11 protein-coding genes and 1 pseudogene are annotated in these 16,178 nt (G+C 53.1%); 11 read left to right on the top strand and 1 reads right to left on the bottom strand.

The window, feature by feature from the left end; all coding sequences use genetic code 11:
* The first annotated feature begins 1 nt into the window (after position 1).
* The 10 genes and pseudogenes from ACXJJX_RS04930 (at position 2) to ACXJJX_RS04885 (ending at position 14,104) form a co-directional block, all read left to right on the top strand.
* Positions 2 to 433, top strand: coding sequence for a hydrogenase iron-sulfur subunit (locus tag ACXJJX_RS04930; RefSeq protein ID WP_456432759.1), 432 nt, complete (start codon positions 2 to 4; stop codon positions 431 to 433).
* 49 nt (positions 434 to 482) lie between these two features.
* Positions 483 to 1,157: a methylenetetrahydrofolate reductase C-terminal domain-containing protein gene (locus ACXJJX_RS04925; protein ID WP_456432758.1), complete on the top strand. Its 675-nt coding sequence runs from the start codon at positions 483 to 485 to the stop codon at positions 1,155 to 1,157.
* Positions 1,158 to 1,181: 24 nt separating this feature from the next.
* Positions 1,182 to 3,821 (top strand): acetyl-CoA decarbonylase/synthase complex subunit delta, encoded by a 2,640-nt coding sequence (locus tag ACXJJX_RS04920; protein ID WP_456432757.1) that lies wholly within the window; start codon positions 1,182 to 1,184, stop codon positions 3,819 to 3,821.
* Between the two features lie 41 nt (positions 3,822 to 3,862).
* Complete coding sequence (gene acsB / locus ACXJJX_RS04915) at positions 3,863 to 6,067, top strand: acetyl-CoA decarbonylase/synthase complex subunit alpha/beta (protein WP_456432756.1); 2,205 nt, start codon at positions 3,863 to 3,865, stop codon at positions 6,065 to 6,067.
* 37 nt (positions 6,068 to 6,104) lie between these two features.
* Positions 6,105 to 7,454: an acetyl-CoA decarbonylase/synthase complex subunit gamma gene (acsC, locus tag ACXJJX_RS04910; RefSeq protein ID WP_456432755.1), complete on the top strand. Its 1,350-nt coding sequence runs from the start codon at positions 6,105 to 6,107 to the stop codon at positions 7,452 to 7,454.
* A gap of 19 nt (positions 7,455 to 7,473) precedes the next feature.
* On the top strand, positions 7,474 to 8,364 hold the full coding sequence (locus ACXJJX_RS04905) for a dihydropteroate synthase (protein WP_456432754.1): 891 nt from the start codon (positions 7,474 to 7,476) through the stop codon (positions 8,362 to 8,364).
* 98 nt (positions 8,365 to 8,462) lie between these two features.
* A pseudogene (locus ACXJJX_RS04900) lies at positions 8,463 to 9,923 on the top strand (FAD-dependent oxidoreductase); the annotation flags it as partial.
* 162 nt (positions 9,924 to 10,085) lie between these two features.
* Positions 10,086 to 12,557 carry a formate dehydrogenase subunit alpha gene (fdhF, locus tag ACXJJX_RS04895; protein ID WP_456432808.1) on the top strand — a complete coding sequence of 824 codons (2,472 nt, stop codon included), beginning with the start codon at positions 10,086 to 10,088 and terminating at the stop codon, positions 12,555 to 12,557.
* A gap of 162 nt (positions 12,558 to 12,719) precedes the next feature.
* On the top strand, positions 12,720 to 13,505 hold the full coding sequence (locus ACXJJX_RS04890; protein ID WP_456432753.1) for a sulfide-dependent adenosine diphosphate thiazole synthase: 786 nt from the start codon (positions 12,720 to 12,722) through the stop codon (positions 13,503 to 13,505).
* Positions 13,502 to 14,104: an RNA ligase partner protein gene (locus ACXJJX_RS04885; protein ID WP_456432752.1), complete on the top strand. Its 603-nt coding sequence runs from the start codon at positions 13,502 to 13,504 to the stop codon at positions 14,102 to 14,104. The genes ACXJJX_RS04890 and ACXJJX_RS04885 overlap by 4 nt, the downstream gene beginning before the upstream one ends.
* On the opposite strand, the gene ACXJJX_RS04880 is transcribed toward ACXJJX_RS04885, so the two are convergent.
* Positions 14,081 to 15,232, bottom strand: coding sequence for an RNA ligase (locus tag ACXJJX_RS04880; RefSeq protein WP_456432751.1), 1,152 nt, complete (start codon positions 15,230 to 15,232; stop codon positions 14,081 to 14,083). The genes ACXJJX_RS04885 and ACXJJX_RS04880 overlap by 24 nt on opposite strands.
* Before the next feature lie 308 nt (positions 15,233 to 15,540).
* On the opposite strand from ACXJJX_RS04880, the gene ACXJJX_RS04875 reads away from it, so the two are divergent.
* Positions 15,541 to 16,178, top strand: a 638-nt coding sequence (locus tag ACXJJX_RS04875) for a flagellar assembly protein A (RefSeq protein WP_456432750.1), incomplete at its 3' end; no start/stop codon positions are given.

Below are 16,178 nucleotides of genomic sequence, written 5' to 3'. Positions count from 1 at the left end.
CATGGGAGAGATCTGGCCCAGGATTGTCGCCTTTTGTTGTCGTTACAGTGTCCCTGAAGGGACTGAAGAGATTCGTCTTATTCCGGATGCTCCCAGGGGCCTCGAGATTAGGCCCTTGGCCTGTTCAGGCCGTCTTGAGCCCTCAGAGGTCCTTAAGGCCTTCAATGAGGGGGCCGAAGCCGTTCTGGTGGTGGGTTGTCAAGAGGGCACCTGTCATAATAGTGCCGGAAGCAAACGGGCCTCAATGAGGGTGATTCAACTTAAGAAGATCCTTGAGGAATTGAGCATATCTTCTGATCGAATCGAATTTATTTTTTCTCCTAGACTTGATGCTGGTCCTCTTATAGAAGCGGCCCGGGCCTTGGAGGTCAGGCTTTTGGCCATGGGGCCTCTTTGGGAGGGGGGGCAAGGTGGCCGAGGCCTAGGGGGCTAGGTTTTTGGGGCCATGATCAAGATTCCAAGATATTTTAAGGAGTAAGCCTATGATTATTGCCGAAAGAAAGCCTCTTGAAGAGATTTATTCTATGGTCTCTTCTTTTAAGAAGATTCTGGTTTTGGGGTGTCGGGGCTGTGTGGCGGTCTGTAATGCAGGGGGGGAAAAGGAGGTTGCCACATTGTCTGAGGCCCTCAAGCTGGCGGCCAAAAAGGCCGGTCAGGGCCTTGAGATTCAGGAGGAGACTTTTGTTCGGCAGTGTGATCCAGAGTATCTGGAGCCCCTTAAAGAACTTAAGGAGAAGGTAGATGCCGTGGTCTCTATGGCCTGTGGGGTAGGGGTTAATCTGGTTGCCGATCTTTATCCCGGGCTTTTGGTCTTCCCTGCCCTTAATACAACTTTCTATGGGGCCAATCTGGCTGCTGGAAAATGGGAGGAGAAGTGTCGGGGCTGTGGTGACTGTATTCTCCATCTCACTGGTGGCCTCTGTCCTATTGCCCGGTGTGCCAAAAATCTTCTCAATGGCCCCTGTGGTGGTTCTCAGGGGGGGCGGTGTGAGATTCGGCCCGATGTTCCCTGTGTCTGGCACGAGATTTACGATCGTCTCAAGGCCTTAGGTCGCCTTGAGGATATGAAACAGATCATGCCGGCCAAAGACTGGACTCCTGCCGGCCATGGAGGCCTGAGAAGAAGGCAAAGGGAAGATCTTCTGGCCCAGCAGTAAAATATCTCAAGGAGGTTTGTCTAAGTGAAGTCAGGAAGCCATCTGGAAAAAGTTTTAACCTCCGGTCAATTTGCTGTTACCGCCGAGATTGGTCCCCCAAAGAATGCTGATCCTGAGGTGGTTCTGGAGAAGGCCCGCCTGATTAAGGGCTACGTGGATGCGGCCAATATTACCGATTGTCAGACGGCCATTGTCCGGATGTCCTCTATTGCTTCGGCTGTTCTCATTATGCAGGAGGGGATAGAGCCGGTCATCCAGATGACCTGTCGGGACCGCAACCGGATTGCCATGCAATCTGATCTTTTGGGGGCCTCGGCCCTAGGGATTAAGAATCTCCTCTGTCTCACCGGTGACCATCACAAGTTTGGTAACCACCCCCAGGCCAAAGGGGTCTTTGATATGGACTCGATCCAGATGCTGGCTATGGTCCGGGGGATGAGAGATGAGCGGTGCTTTCAATGTGGCGAAGAAATAAAGGGCAAAGAGCCCCGATTCTTTCTTGGGGCAGCGGCCAACCCCTTTGCTGATCCTTTTGAATTTCGGGTCCTGCGTTTGGCCAAAAAAGTAGAGGCCGGAGCAGACTTCATCCAGACCCAGATCGTCTATAATGTTGATCGCTTTGCTAAGTTTATGGAAATGGTCAGGGATCTGGGCCTAGATGAGAAGGTTTACATCTTGGCCGGGGTCACACCTTTTAAGTCTGCTGGAATGGCCAATTACATGAAGAAGTTCGTCCCCGGTCTTGATGTTCCTGATGAACTAATCACCCGGATGAAAGAGGCTCAAGATCCCCGAGAAGAGGGAATTAAAATTGCCGTAGAGATTATCGGCCAACTTAAGGAGATCCCTGGGGTGGCCGGGGTCCATATTATGGCCATTGAGTGGGAGGCAGCAGTCCCGGAGATTGTCAAGGCTGCCGGCCTTTATCCGCGGCCGGAGATGGAGGCTCCAGAGCCGGTTGTTCGCTTGGCTCCCAAGCCAGAGGCCCTTGAGGTCAGGCCACCGGCGGAAGAGGTGCTCCCCGAGGCCCCACCGGCTGAAGTGCCGCCTAAGGCTCCTTCTCTGCCGACAGAGGCTTTAAGGGAGATCTTCTCTGTCCTTAAAGCCGGGATCGGAGATCTCATGAAGGGGGCCGAGGCCCTGACTAAAGGGATTGCTGGTCTTGAAAAAACTCTGCTGGGGCATGCCGAAGAGGCTCCGTCTCCTGAGGCCCCGCCAGCCAGGGAGCCAGAGCTCCCTCCGGCTCCGCCCAAGCGGGAGGAAGAGGAGCGGGCAGCCAAGGTGGCCAGTCTCATTACTGCGGCCAAGGCGGCCCTTGATGCCGGTGAGATAGATAAGGCCGAAGGTCACTTTAAGGAAGTCTTGGCCCTTGAGCCCGATAATGTTCCAGCCAAAGAAGGGTTGGCTCAGATAGAGAAGATCCGCAAGGTCACAGATGTTCTTTCAAAGGCCAAAGCGGCCCTTGAGACCGGGGATCTTGATGTGGCCCAACGGGGATTTGAGGCCGTCTTGGAATTAGATCCCGGGAACAAAGAAGCCAAAGTCGGTCTTGATCAGGTCAAGGAAAAGGCCGCTGAGCTCAAGGCGGCTCAGGAGGCGGCCAAAAAGGAGGTATCCAAGGAGGTATCTGAGAAAGAAGAAGTCCCCGAAGTGGCTGTCCCTTCAGAGCTCCCGGTTTTTGAGCTTCCAGGGGAGGAAAAGAGTCTTTTTGATCGTCTGCGTTCCATCCCCAAAGAGGTCGTCCTTGAGTCGAGCAGTGGTGAGATCAAGGAGGTGGTTGTTGGCCTGGAAGACAAGGCCATCGCCACCGGGGGCACCAATGTCCTTCCTTTTCATCTCTTTGAAGGGGAGATGAAGAATCCTCCTCGCATTGCCATGGAAGTTCTTGATATTAAGCCTGAGGAGTGGCCGGAGCCCCTGGTCCGCTACTTTGGTGAGGTGATGGATGATCCGGCAGCTTGGGCCCGGAAGTGTGTGGAGGCCTATCAGGCCGAGGCTATCTGTCTTTACACCGTGGGGGCCGATCCCAATGCTCAGGATCGGCCGGCCGAAGAGGTGGCCCAAGTGGCCAAGGCTGTCTCAGAGGCCGTGGATGTGCCTTTGATTATTTGGGGCTGTGGCAATGCTGAAAAAGATACCGAGGTCATGCGTCAGGTCGCCGAGGCCGTAGGGGCTAAGAATATCCTTATCGGTCCGGTGGTAGATCAGAACTACCGCCAGCTAGGAGCCACGGCCTTGGCCTACCAATATCCAGTGGTGGCCTCAAGTCCCATTGACGTCAACCTGGCCAAACAGCTCAACATTCTTCTGGAAAATCTGGGGGTACCTCTGGAGCGGATCCTGATGGATCCATCCATTGGGGCCTTGGGCTATGGTCTGGAGTATACCTACTCGGTCATGGAGCGTATCCGTTTGGCCGCCCTTTATCAGCAAGACGATAAGCTCCAGGTCCCCTTCATCTGTAATTTGGGTCGAGAGGTCTGGAAGGCCAAGGAGGCTGGTCTTCCCAGCGATGATCTTCTAGGGGATCAGGAGCGACGGGCTGTGCTCATGGAGGCTATTACTGCCGTCTGCATGATGCTTGCCGGCGGTGATTTCTTGATAATGCGTCATCCGAAGGCCATTGCCCTGACCAGGGCCATGATCAAGGCCATGATGGCTTAAGATTTTAACAAAGAAAACGCAATAGGGGGTTTAAAGAGACTATGTCCAAGATCATTGCCAGCGCTGCTATTCGCGGGGCCCACAAGATCGTTGGGAGGGCCTGGGCCAAATACGAAGAGGCGGTGAAGAAGTTTGGGCCTGACCAGGAGGTGGCCTTTCCAAATACGGCCTATTATTTGCCCATTATTTACTCCATCTTGGGGCTCCCGGTCAAAAAGCTTGGTGACTGTAAAGAGGCCCTTGAAGAGGCTAAAAAGCTCCTTCCCCCTGTGCCTGAAGAACACCTTTGGCTTCCGTATCTGGGGCCGGCCCTGGATGCCGGTATGGCTACCTTCTTTGCCGAGGAGGTCATCGAAGCCATCAGGTATCTGGAGGATCCGGATTTTTATACCAAGACCGAGGATCCCGTGGGGGACCGGATCTGGTTGGGGGCGGCTGATGACGTCATCTTCCGGAAAAGGGGGGTAGAATTTGTCGATGGGACGGCCCCCGGATTTGCGGCCATCCTCGGTGCTCCTCCTTCTGAGGAAACAGCGGTCAAGATCGCCCGCGAACTTCAGGAGAAGAACCTCTATGTCTTCATGCACTCGGATACTGACGGGCGTCGGATGGCCGAGCAACTCGTCCGCCAGGATGTTCAGATTGGCTGGAGCACCCGTCTAGTTCCCTTCGGCCCCGGTACCTCTTCAGCCATCTTTTCCATAGGGTTTGCCTGCCGGGTGGCCTTGGCTTTTGGAGGGATCAAGCCTGGGGATTATCTGGGCAATCTCCTCTACAACAAGGATCGAACCTTTGCCTTTGTTATTGCCTTTGGTCCGGTCTCTGATGAATGGTATGCCAACGCCGCTGGGGCTATAAACTGGGGGTTCCCGACCATTTCTGACTGGGATATCCCCCAGATCTTGCCTACGGGGATCTGCACCTACGAGCATGTAGTCAGCAGGGTTCCCCATGAAGAAATCGTCCAGAAGGCCATCGAAGTTCGGGGCCTTAAGGTTACAGTTACCAAGATCGACATCCCCGTCTCTTATGGTCCAGCCTTTGAGGGTGAACGGGTCCGCAAGGACGACCTTTATCTTGAATGCGGTGGTGGTAAGACCATGGCCGTAGAACTTCTGCTGTCCCGAGAGATGGACGAGGTTCAAGACGGCAAGGTTATGGTGGTCGGCCCTGAGATGGATGATGTCACTGAAGGGAGTCGTCTGCCGCTGGCCATTCTGGTAGAGGTCGCTGGTCGGAACATGCAGGAGGACTTTGAACCCATCATTGAACGTCAGTTCCACCACCTTATTAACTATGCCCAGGGGATTATGCACGTCGGTCAGCGGAACATTATGTGGCTTCGGGTGAGCAAACAGGCTAGGGAGAAAGGTTTTAAGTTTGAGCACATCGGCAAGATCCTTCATGCCAAGCTTCATCAGGACTTTGGCTCCATTATCGATAAGGTTCAGGTGACCATCTTTACTGAGGAAGAAAAGGTCAAGGAGATCATGGATTTGGCCAAGGAGGTCTATACCCGTCGGGATGCCCGGATCGAAGGTATGACCGACGAGACCGAGGAGATTTTCTACTCCTGTACCCTTTGCCAGTCCTTTGCTCCCAACCATGTCTGCATCATAACCCCCGAGCGGGTGGGGATGTGCGGGGCTTACAACTGGCTTGATGGTAAGGCCTCCTATGAGATTAATCCCACGGGGCCGAATCAGCCGGTGCCCAAAGGGGAGTGTATTGATCCGGTACTCGGTCAGTTTAAAGGGATCAATGAGTACGTCTATAAGAATAGCCGGAACAAGGTGGAAAGGGTCTCACTTTACAGCCTTATGGTTGATCCCATGACGGCCTGTGGTTGTTTTGAGTGTATCGCCACCATGCTTCCGGCCTGCAACGGTATCATGATTGTTAACCGTGACTATCTAGGTATGACCCCTACAGGGATGAAGTTCACCACCATGGCTGGTATGGTCGGCGGTGGTCAAGTGACACCTGGTTTCCTTGGGGTCTCCAAACACTACATTACCAGCCGGAAGTTCCTTAAGGCCGAAGGTGGTCTTAAGCGGGTGGTCTGGATGCCCAAGATGCTCAAAGAAGAGCTTCGGGACAAACTCCTTAAGCGCTGCGAAGAAGAGGGCATGCCGGACCTTTTGGACAAGATCGCCGATGAGACTGTGGGGACTACCGAGGAGGAAGTCCTGGAGTTTCTGAAGAAGGTCGGTCATCCGGCCCTGGAGATGCCGCCTTTGGTCTAAAGACACCAAAAGAAAAATAAAGGTTCGAGGAGTAGCGATGGGACTGACAGGGATACAGATCCTACAGATGCTGCCTAAGAAGAACTGTGGTGAGTGCAAATTCCCCACCTGTCTGGCCTTTGCCATGAAGGTAGCTGCCGGCCAGGCGGACATTGCCGCTTGCCCCTATGTCTCCGAAGAGGCCAAGGCCAAGATTTCCGAGGCCTCGGCCCCTCCCATCCGGACGGTAAAACTTGGTGGTGGGGATCATGTCTTTGCTTGCGGGGGGGAGACGGTCCTTTTCCGCCACGAGAAGCGTTTTGAACATCCTACCGGAATCGCCGTCTTGGTGGCTACTGATATGGCTGAAGAAGAGATTTCCGGTCGGCTAGAGCGTTTCAAGAAGCTGGAGTACGAGCGGGTGGGGATCATGCTTAAGGCTGATCTGGTGGCTGTCAAAGATTCCGGGGACAAAGCGGCCTTCTTAAATCTCGTCAAGAGGGTCCGTGAGGAGGTCTCCGAGGCGCCCTTGATTCTTATGAGCGAAGATACTGAGGCCTTGAAGGAAGGAGCTGATATCTGCGGAGATTTTAAGCCCCTTCTCTATGCAGCCACTATCGACAACTATCAGGCCATGGCCGAGGTGGCCAAAGAGACTGGAGCTCCTTTGGCCGTCAAGGGCGTTGACATTGGAGAGACTGCCTTTTTGGCAGAGGAGCTGGCCAAGGTCGGCCTTAAGGATCTCATCCTCGATACCGGGGCCAGGACCCTTCGGGCCGTTTATGAGGATCAGGTAGCTATGCGGCGGGCGGCCATCAAACACAAGTACCGTCCCTTAGGTTATCCGAGTATTACCTTTCCTTGTGAGATGACCGGGGATGATCTTCTGGAGGGTCTTATCGCCTCGGTCCTTATCCCCAAATATGCTGGGATTGTTGTCCTTTCAGATCTCAAGGGAGATATTCTCTTTCCCCTCTTGGTTGAGCGCCTTAATATCTTTACCGATCCTCAGAAACCTTTAGTCGTTCAGGAGGGGATCTATCCTATCAATGGTCCTGACGAGGAAAGTCCGGTCTTGGTGACCTGTAATTTTGCCCTAACTTACTTCATTGTTTCCGGAGAGATCGAGACCAGCCGGGTTCCTTCCTGGCTGCTCATCAAGGACACTGAGGGGCTGTCGGTGCTTACGGCTTGGGCGGCTGGTAAGTTCGGGGCTGACTCTATTGCCGATTTTGTCAAGAAGTCAGGGATAGCCGAGAAGGTAAAACACCGGAAATTGATCATCCCTGGCTACCTTGCCTCTATCAAGGGAGAGCTCGAAGAAGAGCTTCCTGATTGGGAGATCCTCATTGGTCCCCGAGAGGCCAGTCATTTGCCGTCCTATCTCAAAGAGTGGAAGGCGGCTTAACACTAAAGGGGGGTTAGTTATGAGCACAGTGGTTTGCATTGCCGAAAGTATCAACATTATGTCTCAGACCATTGGTTCGGCCATGAAGGAGAGGAATCCGGCTCCCATTCAGAAGATGGCCAAAGAGGAGGCGGATTTGGGAGCCGACTATCTGGATCTGAACATTGGCCCGGCTAAAAAGGACGGTCCGGAGTTGGCGGCTTGGATCGTTCAGGTGGTTGAAGAAGTGGTCGATACTCCCATTTCCCTTGACACGACCAACCCTGAGGCCATGGTGGCCGGGATCAAGGCCTCCAAGCATAAAAATATCCTTATGAACTCCATCTCTGCCCAGCCAGAGAGGATGGAAAAACTTATTCCAGTGGCGGCGGAGACAGGGGTTGATGTGGTGGCCCTTCTCTGGGGGCCAGAAGGTATGCCTCGAGATGCCAATGAACGGGCGGCTATGGCTGTGGACCTGATGATGAAGCTAAACGAGGCCGGGATCCCTAATGAGAAGATCTGGTTTGACCCCATCGCTACCCCTATCACTTTAGGGGCGGAGCAGATCGCCTCGGGACTCGAGTTTCTGGCTATGCTTCAGGACATTGCCCCCGGGGCCAAAAGCACCGTGGGGCTTTCTAATGTCTCCAACGGGGTGGCCAAACATCTTCGTCCTTATCTTGATCGAGTCTATCTGATGATGCTGATGAAATATGGTCTTTATTCGGCCATCCTGAACGTCTATGATCAGGAATTGGTAGAGATTGCCAAAGGCAAACATCCTGAATGGGTTAAGCTGGTCCACGATATGATGGACGGCGACGAGCCTGACCCCAAGAGCCTCTCTCCTAAAGAACTTGAAATCTACAAGACCGTCCGGGTCCTGACCGGAAAGACCATCTTTTCAGAATCCTGGCTCGAACTCTAAAGAAGGGCAGGGGAGTTAAATCCCCTGCCACCTTTCGCTGAGATACCCGAGAGCCACCTTTAGTCTAATTTCTTAATCAAAGAAACCGGGGGCTTGGCATGATTACACTGATTATCGACGGCAAAGAGGTCAAGGCTAAGGAAGGGCAGACCATTCTCCAAGCGGCCAAAGAGGCTGGTATCCATATCCCTACCCTCTGCCACCTTGAAGGCCGGCGGCCTTCAGAGCGTCCTTGCGGCCTGTGTTTGGTAGAGGTGGAGGGGGAGGGGGTTCCCGTTCGGGCCTGCGCTACCCAGGTTAGGGAGACCATGGTGGTCACCACTCAGGGTCCGGGGCTGGCCAAGTTGCGTAAGGAGCGTCTGGAGGCCCTGGCGGCCCATCATTATGGAGATTGTAAAGCCCCTTGTACGATGGCCTGTCCGGGGGGAATTAATGTTCAGGGATATGTTAACCTTATCGCTCAGGGGCAATATGCAGCGGCCCTCCGCCTGATAAAGGAGCGGAACCCCCTTCCGCTTTCTGTAGGCCGGGTCTGTCCTAGATTCTGTGAACCCCGGTGCCGACGGGTTCTAGTGGACGAACCGATAGCAATCAACCATCTCAAACGTTTCTTGGCCGACTGGGCCATGCAACACGGGGAACCCAAGGAGGAGGTGGCTCCTCCGACGGGGCACCGGGTAGCGGTAATCGGTGGGGGTCCGGCCGGTCTCTCGGCAGCCTACTATCTGACCAAAGCTGGTCATCAGGTAACCATCTTTGAGGCCATGGAGGAGCTAGGGGGAATGCTCCGCTACGGGATTCCTGAATACAAGCTTCCCAAAAAGGTCCTTGACCGGGAGATCCAGAACATCCTTTCTCTGGGGGTCGAGGTCCACACCGGCAGACGCTGGGGGAGGGATTTTACCCTCAAAAGCCTAAAAGAGGAGGGCTATGAGGCCATTTTCATCGCCACTGGGGCCTGGAAGGAAAAACACCTTGAAGTTCCTGGGGCTGAGCATGCCCTCAGCGGCTTGGCCTTTTTAAGGCAGATTAACCAAGGCCAGCGGCCGGAGATCCGCCAGCCAGTGGTTATCTTTGGCGGAGGAGATGTGGCTATAGACTGTGCCCGGGCTGCCCGAAGACTGGGGGCCGACGAGGTGACGGTGGTTTATCCCCGCTCCCGCATGGAGATGCCAGCTCATCAACGGGACATCAAAGAGGCCGAAAAAGAAGGGGTGCGTTTCTTTCTTATGGCCACTCCGATGCGGATTGAGCCTACTGGCAATGGTCTTTTTACTATAGAGCTGGCCCGGACGGTGCTCGGAGAGCCAGATAAGAAGGGTATCCGACATCCGGTGCCGGTTCCCGGATCTCGAGTAATTATGGAGGCCGGGACGGTGATTTCTGCTCAGGGCCAGGTCCCGGACACCTCTTTTTTGGCCTTTGATGACCTGGAGGCTCAACTGACTGTTTCCCCTAAGGGGACGGTCAAGGCCAATCCTTCGACCATGAAGACCAACCTGGAAGGTATTTTTGCCGGGGGAGATTTAGTTTCTGGCCCGCGGACGGTCATCCAGGCCGTGGCCGCCGGAAGGAGGGCGGCTGAGGCTATAGATGCCTATCTTCGGGGGGTCAAGAGTACCTTGGTCTCCACGGCCCGCTTCAACTTTACCAAAGGCCGTCGTTTTGAAGACGTCGATCTGCGCAACTATCAGGAATATACCATTAAACTTCAGGAGCGGATGCCGGAGCGTTCTGCGGAGGTTCGGGTTGGGGATTTTGAAGAGGTGGAACTGGGCTTCAATGAGGCCATGGCCCGCCGGGAGGCTAGCAGATGTCTTTCCTGCGGTTGTTTGGGGATCTCCAAGTGTGAGTTCCGGGATCAGATAATCAATCACCAAGCCAAGATCCCTCAGGGGACTTCTCGCCTGAGGTTTCCGGTGGATACCAGTCATCCTTTTATCATTGTGGATCCCAACCGATGTATCGCCTGCACTCGGTGTGAAAGGGCCTGTCCTTACGGGGCCCTTGAACTTTCCATAACCGAGGCCTCAGAGCCGGATATCAAGATAAGGCTTAAAGAAAATTGTCTTTCCTGTGGGGCCTGCGTTGATGCCTGCCCTACAGGGGCCCTCACCAAAAAGACGGTCGTCCTACCGATTACCGCCTCCGAGGTTACCAAGGTCCCCGGGGTTTGCACCTTCTGCGGTACAGGGTGCAATTTGGAAATCCATACCAAATGTGGGACGATTGTGGAGATCAAGGCCAATGCCGATCTCCCTCCTAACTTTGCCAATCTATGTGTCAAGGGTCGTTTTGCCTATACTTTCTATCGCCATAAAGATCGCCTAACCAGGCCTCTTATCCGAACAAGCATTGATGCTCCCTTTCGGGAGGTTTCTTGGGAGGAGGCCCTGGAATTTGCCGCCTTGGGACTTAAGGAGATCAAAGACAGTCTTGGTCCTCAGGCCATAGGCGTTCTGGCCTCGGCTCGCTGTAGCAATGAGGAGAACTTTCTCTATCAGAAATTTGCCCGCGCAGTTATCGGTACAAATAGTGTCGATAACTGCGCCCGGGTCTGACATGCTCCTTCGGTCGCGGGTCTCGCGGCCACCCTTGGATCCGGTGCAGCTACCAATCCGTTTTCTGATATCTACAAGGCTCAGGTTCTGATGGTCTTTGGGGCTAACACCACTGAGGCCCATCCCATCGTTGCCCTTAAAATCATGGAGGCGGCTTCCCGTGGGGCCAAACTGATCGTTGTTGACCCCCGTCAGACGGACTTGGCTCGCCGGGCTGATCTCTGGTTGAGAGTAAAACCCGGTGGAAATATTCCTCTTGTAAATGGAATGTTACACGTCATTCTTAAAGATGGTCTTTATGATGAAGAATTTATCTCCCAGAGGACTGAGGGTTTTGATGGCCTCAAAAAATATATTCTTGAAGAGTTTCCTCTGGATCGGGTAGAGACCATCACTCAGGTGCCCAGGGAGAAGATCATCGAGGCGGCCCGTCTTTTTGCCACAGCCGAGAGATCGATGATCCTCTATGGCCTGGGGGTGGCTGAACATAAGGGGGGTACCGAAGGAGTGATTGCCTTGGCCGACTTGGTCTTGGCTACAGGCCAGGTTGGACGCGAGGGCGCCGGGATTAATCCCCTTCGGGGGCAGCACAATGTTCAGGGGGCCTGTGATATGGGCTGTCTGCCCTATGTGCTCCCCGGATATCAGAGTCCGGATGATCCCGTGGCCCGTAAGGCCTTTGAGCAGGTCTGGGGGGTGGCCCCTCCCCAGGAAAAGGGGCTTACGGAGCCTCAGATGTATCAGGCAGCTTTAAGAGGTGAGCTCAAGGGGCTTTACGTCATCGGCTATGATCCTGCTCAGACCGGGGCCAATGCCGGTTGTATCAGGGAGGCCCTCAAATCCCTTAAGCTTCTCATTGTTCAAGATATCTTCCTCTCCGAGACGGCTAAACTGGCCCACGTGGTCCTCCCGGGGGCCTGTGTCTTTGAGAAAGACGGCACCTATACCAGTGGTGAGCGGAGGGTACGCCGTTTCTTTAAAGCCGTTGATCCTCCAGGGGAGGCCATGCCGGATTGGCAGATTGTCTGCCGACTGGCCCAGGCCATGGGTTTTTCTATGAGCTATAATCATCCAGGAGAGATTATGGATGAGATCTCCCGCCTGGCCCCACCGTTTAGAGGTATTTCCTACAAGACCTTGGGGCCCTCGGGGCTATGTTGGCCCTGCCCCGAGCCTGGTCATCCGGGCATTGCCCGCATGCATACTGAGAAGTTTCCTCGGGGTCGGGCCAAGTTCGTTCCGGCCAATTATGTTCCTCCAGAGGAGCTTCCAGATAAGGATTATCCCCTCATCCTCATCACTGGGCGCAGACTGGTTCATTTCAATAATGGCTCCATGACCAGACGAGCCCAAGGCTTTGAGGTCATTGGCCCGGAGGAGCTTCTGGAGATCCATCCCGAGGATGCTAAGGCCTTGGGGATTGCAAATGGCCAGATTGTCTGGGTCTCTTCAAGAAGGGGGCGGATCAAGGTCAGGGCCCGGATCACTGACAAAAGCCAACCTGGCTGGGTGTTTATGGCTTTTCATCACCCTGAGACTCCGGTCAACTTGCTGACCAGCCCTGGTGTAGATACCAAGGCCATGACGCCAGAGTACAAGGTCTGTGCCGTCCGGATTGAACCTCTGGCTTGACAATGACCTGAGGCCGGGTAAGTAGGAAGCACCTTGGACTCTCCTCCAGGGGGCCTTCACCCTTCCTTAAGGGGAGAGGAGTTCAGTGTTGGGGTCGATGGCCACCCCAAAAACTCTGCCTTAGCCCGGGGCAGAGAAAACCAAAAGAAAGGAGGAGATCTTATGTCTTTAGACGAGATCAAAATCTCACGGGCCATTCTTGACCGTTATTTTCAGAAGCTCTCCGACTGCCTGGATGTAGATGTAGCGGTGGTCGGAGGTGGGCCTGCAGGCCTTATGTCCGCCCTTAAGCTTGCCGAATCTGGCTACAAAGTGGCCCTTTTTGAGCGCAAGCTTTCTATTGGTGGCGGCATGTGGGGTGGAGGGATGATGTTTAACGAGATCGTCGTCCAGGAGGAAGGGGCCCGGATTCTGAAAGAACTCGGAGTCCCGGCGGAGCCTTACGATAACGGCTATTACACGGCGGATGCCGTCTGCTGTATGGCCACCCTTACCTCAAAGGCCTGTCTAGCTGGGGCCACGATCTTTAATCTCATCAGTGTTGAAGATGTCATGGTGAGAGAGAACCGGGTTACCGGTTTGGTAATCAACTGGACAGCGGTGGAGATGGCCTCGCTTCATGTGGATCCTCTGGCCGTGCGGGCCAAATATGTGGTTGAGGCCACTGGTCATGATTGTGAAGTCTTGAGGGTTATCGAGCGTAAGTTGGGTGGGGGGCTCTTCACTGAGACCGGTAAAATCATGGGCGAGAAGTCTCTTTGGGCCGAGATGGCCGAAACCACCACCTTGGAAAACACTAAAGAGGCCTTTCCTGGGGTCTTTGTGGCTGGTATGGCCGCTAACGCCACCTTTGGTTCCTTCCGGATGGGCCCCATCTTTGGGGGGATGCTCCTCTCGGGGGAGAAGGTGGCTGCTTTGATCGAGGAGCGTCTTAAACAGGGCAAGTGAAGGCTAAGGATCTAGAGGGTGAAAGGCTGGTCGTTGACACCAGCGTTTTCACCAATCCTGAGATCTATCGACAGTTTGGGCTTGAGCCCACGGTTGCCTTTCTTAATTTTCTTGAGCTCGTGGGCCAGGCCCCATCTCTTCGCGTCTATATGCCTGCCTCTGTCTATGCGGAATTAAAAAAATCTCTCAAAGCCCACGAACTCTCTAAGGCCGCCAGAGCCATCTTTCGCATCAAGTCCCCTAAAAAATACGAGCTCAAGATTCCGGCCTTTCTCCTTTACGAACTCATTGATGATATCCGCCAGCGAATAAACAAGGGGCTGAGGGTGGCTGAGGAGGCGGTTCGTTCAACCGGTCTCCGCCAGGAATCCGAGATCATCAACTCCTTAAGGCGTAAGTATCGGGAGGCCTTAAGAGAAGGAATTGTTGATAGTAAGGAGGACATCGAACTTGTCCTTCTGACCATGGAGCTGGACGGTCTTCTTCTTTCGGCTGACCAAGGAGTTCTTGATCTGGCCGATAAATTAGGTCTTCGCTGGATATGTCCAGAGGAGATTCGAGAGACAGTGGAGTCTTTAGTCCACCTCCGGTGCCCCTGAAAGTTTACTCCTCCAAAAATCGGTAGATTTGAGATACTCCTTGGAGAAGCGGACCACTAGGTAGCCTTCTTTCCAACCCTTCTCGAGGATATTGATCTTGACCCTGGTCTTTTCAAAGTGCCGAAGGAGGGCCCTGAAGGATTCCTCTGTCTTGAGCCTCACCTTGAAGGTTTCCTCGATCCTCTGGCCTTGAGAGATCTTCTCTAAGGCCTCGATAAGGGGAAGAATTAGAGCCTGACCGAGATCTTTTGTCAGTTTTTCCTCTAGGGGGCGCCCTTCTTCAAAACAGGCTAAGGCTAGACGGATGACTCGGTGGAGATAGTAGGCCGGATGAAGGTCGCCAGCTAAGGCTATGGAGACTCTAAGATCATTAAGGTTTGATCTTGGGGTGACGAACTTAAAGGCCTTTTGGCCACTGACTTCCTTGAACACCAAGCCTTCTCGGCCTTCTTGATCATATTTTTTGATGATCTTGGTAATCCTTTTCCAGTCAGAGGGGGCAAAGGGGCCGTGGATCTCCGGGGAGGGGAAACAGAAGTTTCTGATCAGCTGGTACTTTTCTTCCGGGGGAAGAAGACGCCCGGTGTCAAGCTCTAAAAAGTCAAAGACAAAGAAGCGGACATCTTCTCTGATGTAAGGAGGCCACTCTGTAAGGAAAGGGGTCTCTGGTCCAGCTACCTCACAACAGAGGACAAGCCGGGGGTGCTTGGCGAAGAAGGCTTCAAGATCTAGAAAATCAGACCACCGGTCGCTAGCGAAGGGGCAGATGTATCCCCGCCTAGTAAAACCTACAATCTGGCTGCCCGCCTTAGCAAAACGGACGTTATAGCCTTCGATTTTTTCTTCTGCGTAAAAATTTCCCTTGAAGTTGCGGGCCAAGCCCTTCTCTAAAACAAAGATCCGGGGGATTCGAGGATAGGCGGAGATGAGGCCCTGCCTAGTGAGCACAGTTCCTACTTCCAGACCCCAAAGGCCCTTTTTGATCCGGAAGCCACCGTCTCTAAGGCCAGAACAGAACTCAATTCGGCCTTCTTCAAGGGCCTTTTGAAGATCTTCCGTCCTCCTTGGCTGAGGAAGGCAGTCTCTTAAGAGTTTAAGAAGCCCTTCTTGATCCTTTTGGGTATCCATTAAGGTACCCTTACAGATAAGATGTTTTTTAAAAAGATAAGTAAATTGAGATCTTTTGTCTGCCTTTCAAGGAACCCCAACAGGAAAATAGCTATCTCCTCCAATTTTAACAAAGCCTTTTTTAAAGAGATTGATCTGACATTAATCTATTTCGTTAGTCTCTTTTTTCTTTATCCTTAAATAATATAGGTTATTGAGCTTAATCTGATTGATTATGTTCAGTAATCAATTCTTTATTTTAAAGTTTTTCGATTGTTGTATTCGATGAGTTTGTTATAGAAAGAATCTGTTACTCTTGTTGGTCTATTATGTCTGATTCTGTTTTAAGAAAAAAGCTTCTTAGTGAAGGAATTGTTATCCTAAATGGGCGCTATCGTCTTTTTGTCTCTTCTGATGCCCTTGAGGCCTATCTGATCAAAGAAGGTCCGGGGCCTGAGCTTCTCTGGCAAGATGTTCCTTCTGTGGTTCAGGATCTTAAAAATCTGGGGATCACTTATGGTCTCCTTCAAGAACCAGAGGAAGAAAGGGGAGGTAAGCTCGTAGTTGCTCTGTGCAAAGGGCCTCAGCGGGGCCAGGACGCTCGGGTGGAGTTTATAATAGACCTTTCTCGAGGTCCCCTCAAAGAAGAAGGGCCAGATAGAGTCATTTATCGCGAACTCAATACCATCGTCTGCGTCAAGGCCGGTCAGCCAGTGGCCCGAAAGATTCCCCCCGGATCAGGTAGCCCTGGCATGAATGTCTTTGGTGAACCCTTAGCGCCTTTTCCTGGAAAAGACGTTCATTTTGTTTATGGTCCTGGTCTGGAAGCAGATGAACTCTTACTCAAGGCCAAACATGATGGTGTTTTTCTTTTAGAAGGTGAGAAACCGGTTGTTTCTCCTGTTTATGTTCTTGATTCTGATCTCGACTGGTCAGTTGGAAATATTCATTTCTTTGGAGAGAAGTT

This window comes from Thermosulfuriphilus sp. (genome assembly GCF_054026695.1).
The sequence above is the reverse complement of the archived record's forward strand: the minus strand, read 5'-3'. Positions and strand labels throughout refer to the sequence as shown.

Bases quoted from the DNA above. Each gene is read 5' to 3' on its own strand.
- ACXJJX_RS04880 (WP_456432751.1), bottom strand. From the start codon at position 15,232: ATGGATACCCAAAAGGATCAAGAAGGGCTTCTTAAACTCTTAAGAGAC.
- ACXJJX_RS04925 (WP_456432758.1), top strand. From the start codon at position 483: ATGATTATTGCCGAAAGAAAGCCTCTTGAAGAGATTTATTCTATGGTC.
- ACXJJX_RS04890 (WP_456432753.1), top strand. From the start codon at position 12,720: ATGTCTTTAGACGAGATCAAAATCTCACGGGCCATTCTTGACCGTTAT.
- acsC (WP_456432755.1), top strand. From the start codon at position 6,105: ATGGGACTGACAGGGATACAGATCCTACAGATGCTGCCTAAGAAGAAC.
- acsB (WP_456432756.1), top strand. From the start codon at position 3,863: ATGTCCAAGATCATTGCCAGCGCTGCTATTCGCGGGGCCCACAAGATC.
- ACXJJX_RS04905 (WP_456432754.1), top strand. From the start codon at position 7,474: ATGAGCACAGTGGTTTGCATTGCCGAAAGTATCAACATTATGTCTCAG.
- ACXJJX_RS04930 (WP_456432759.1), top strand. From the start codon at position 2: ATGGGAGAGATCTGGCCCAGGATTGTCGCCTTTTGTTGTCGTTACAGT.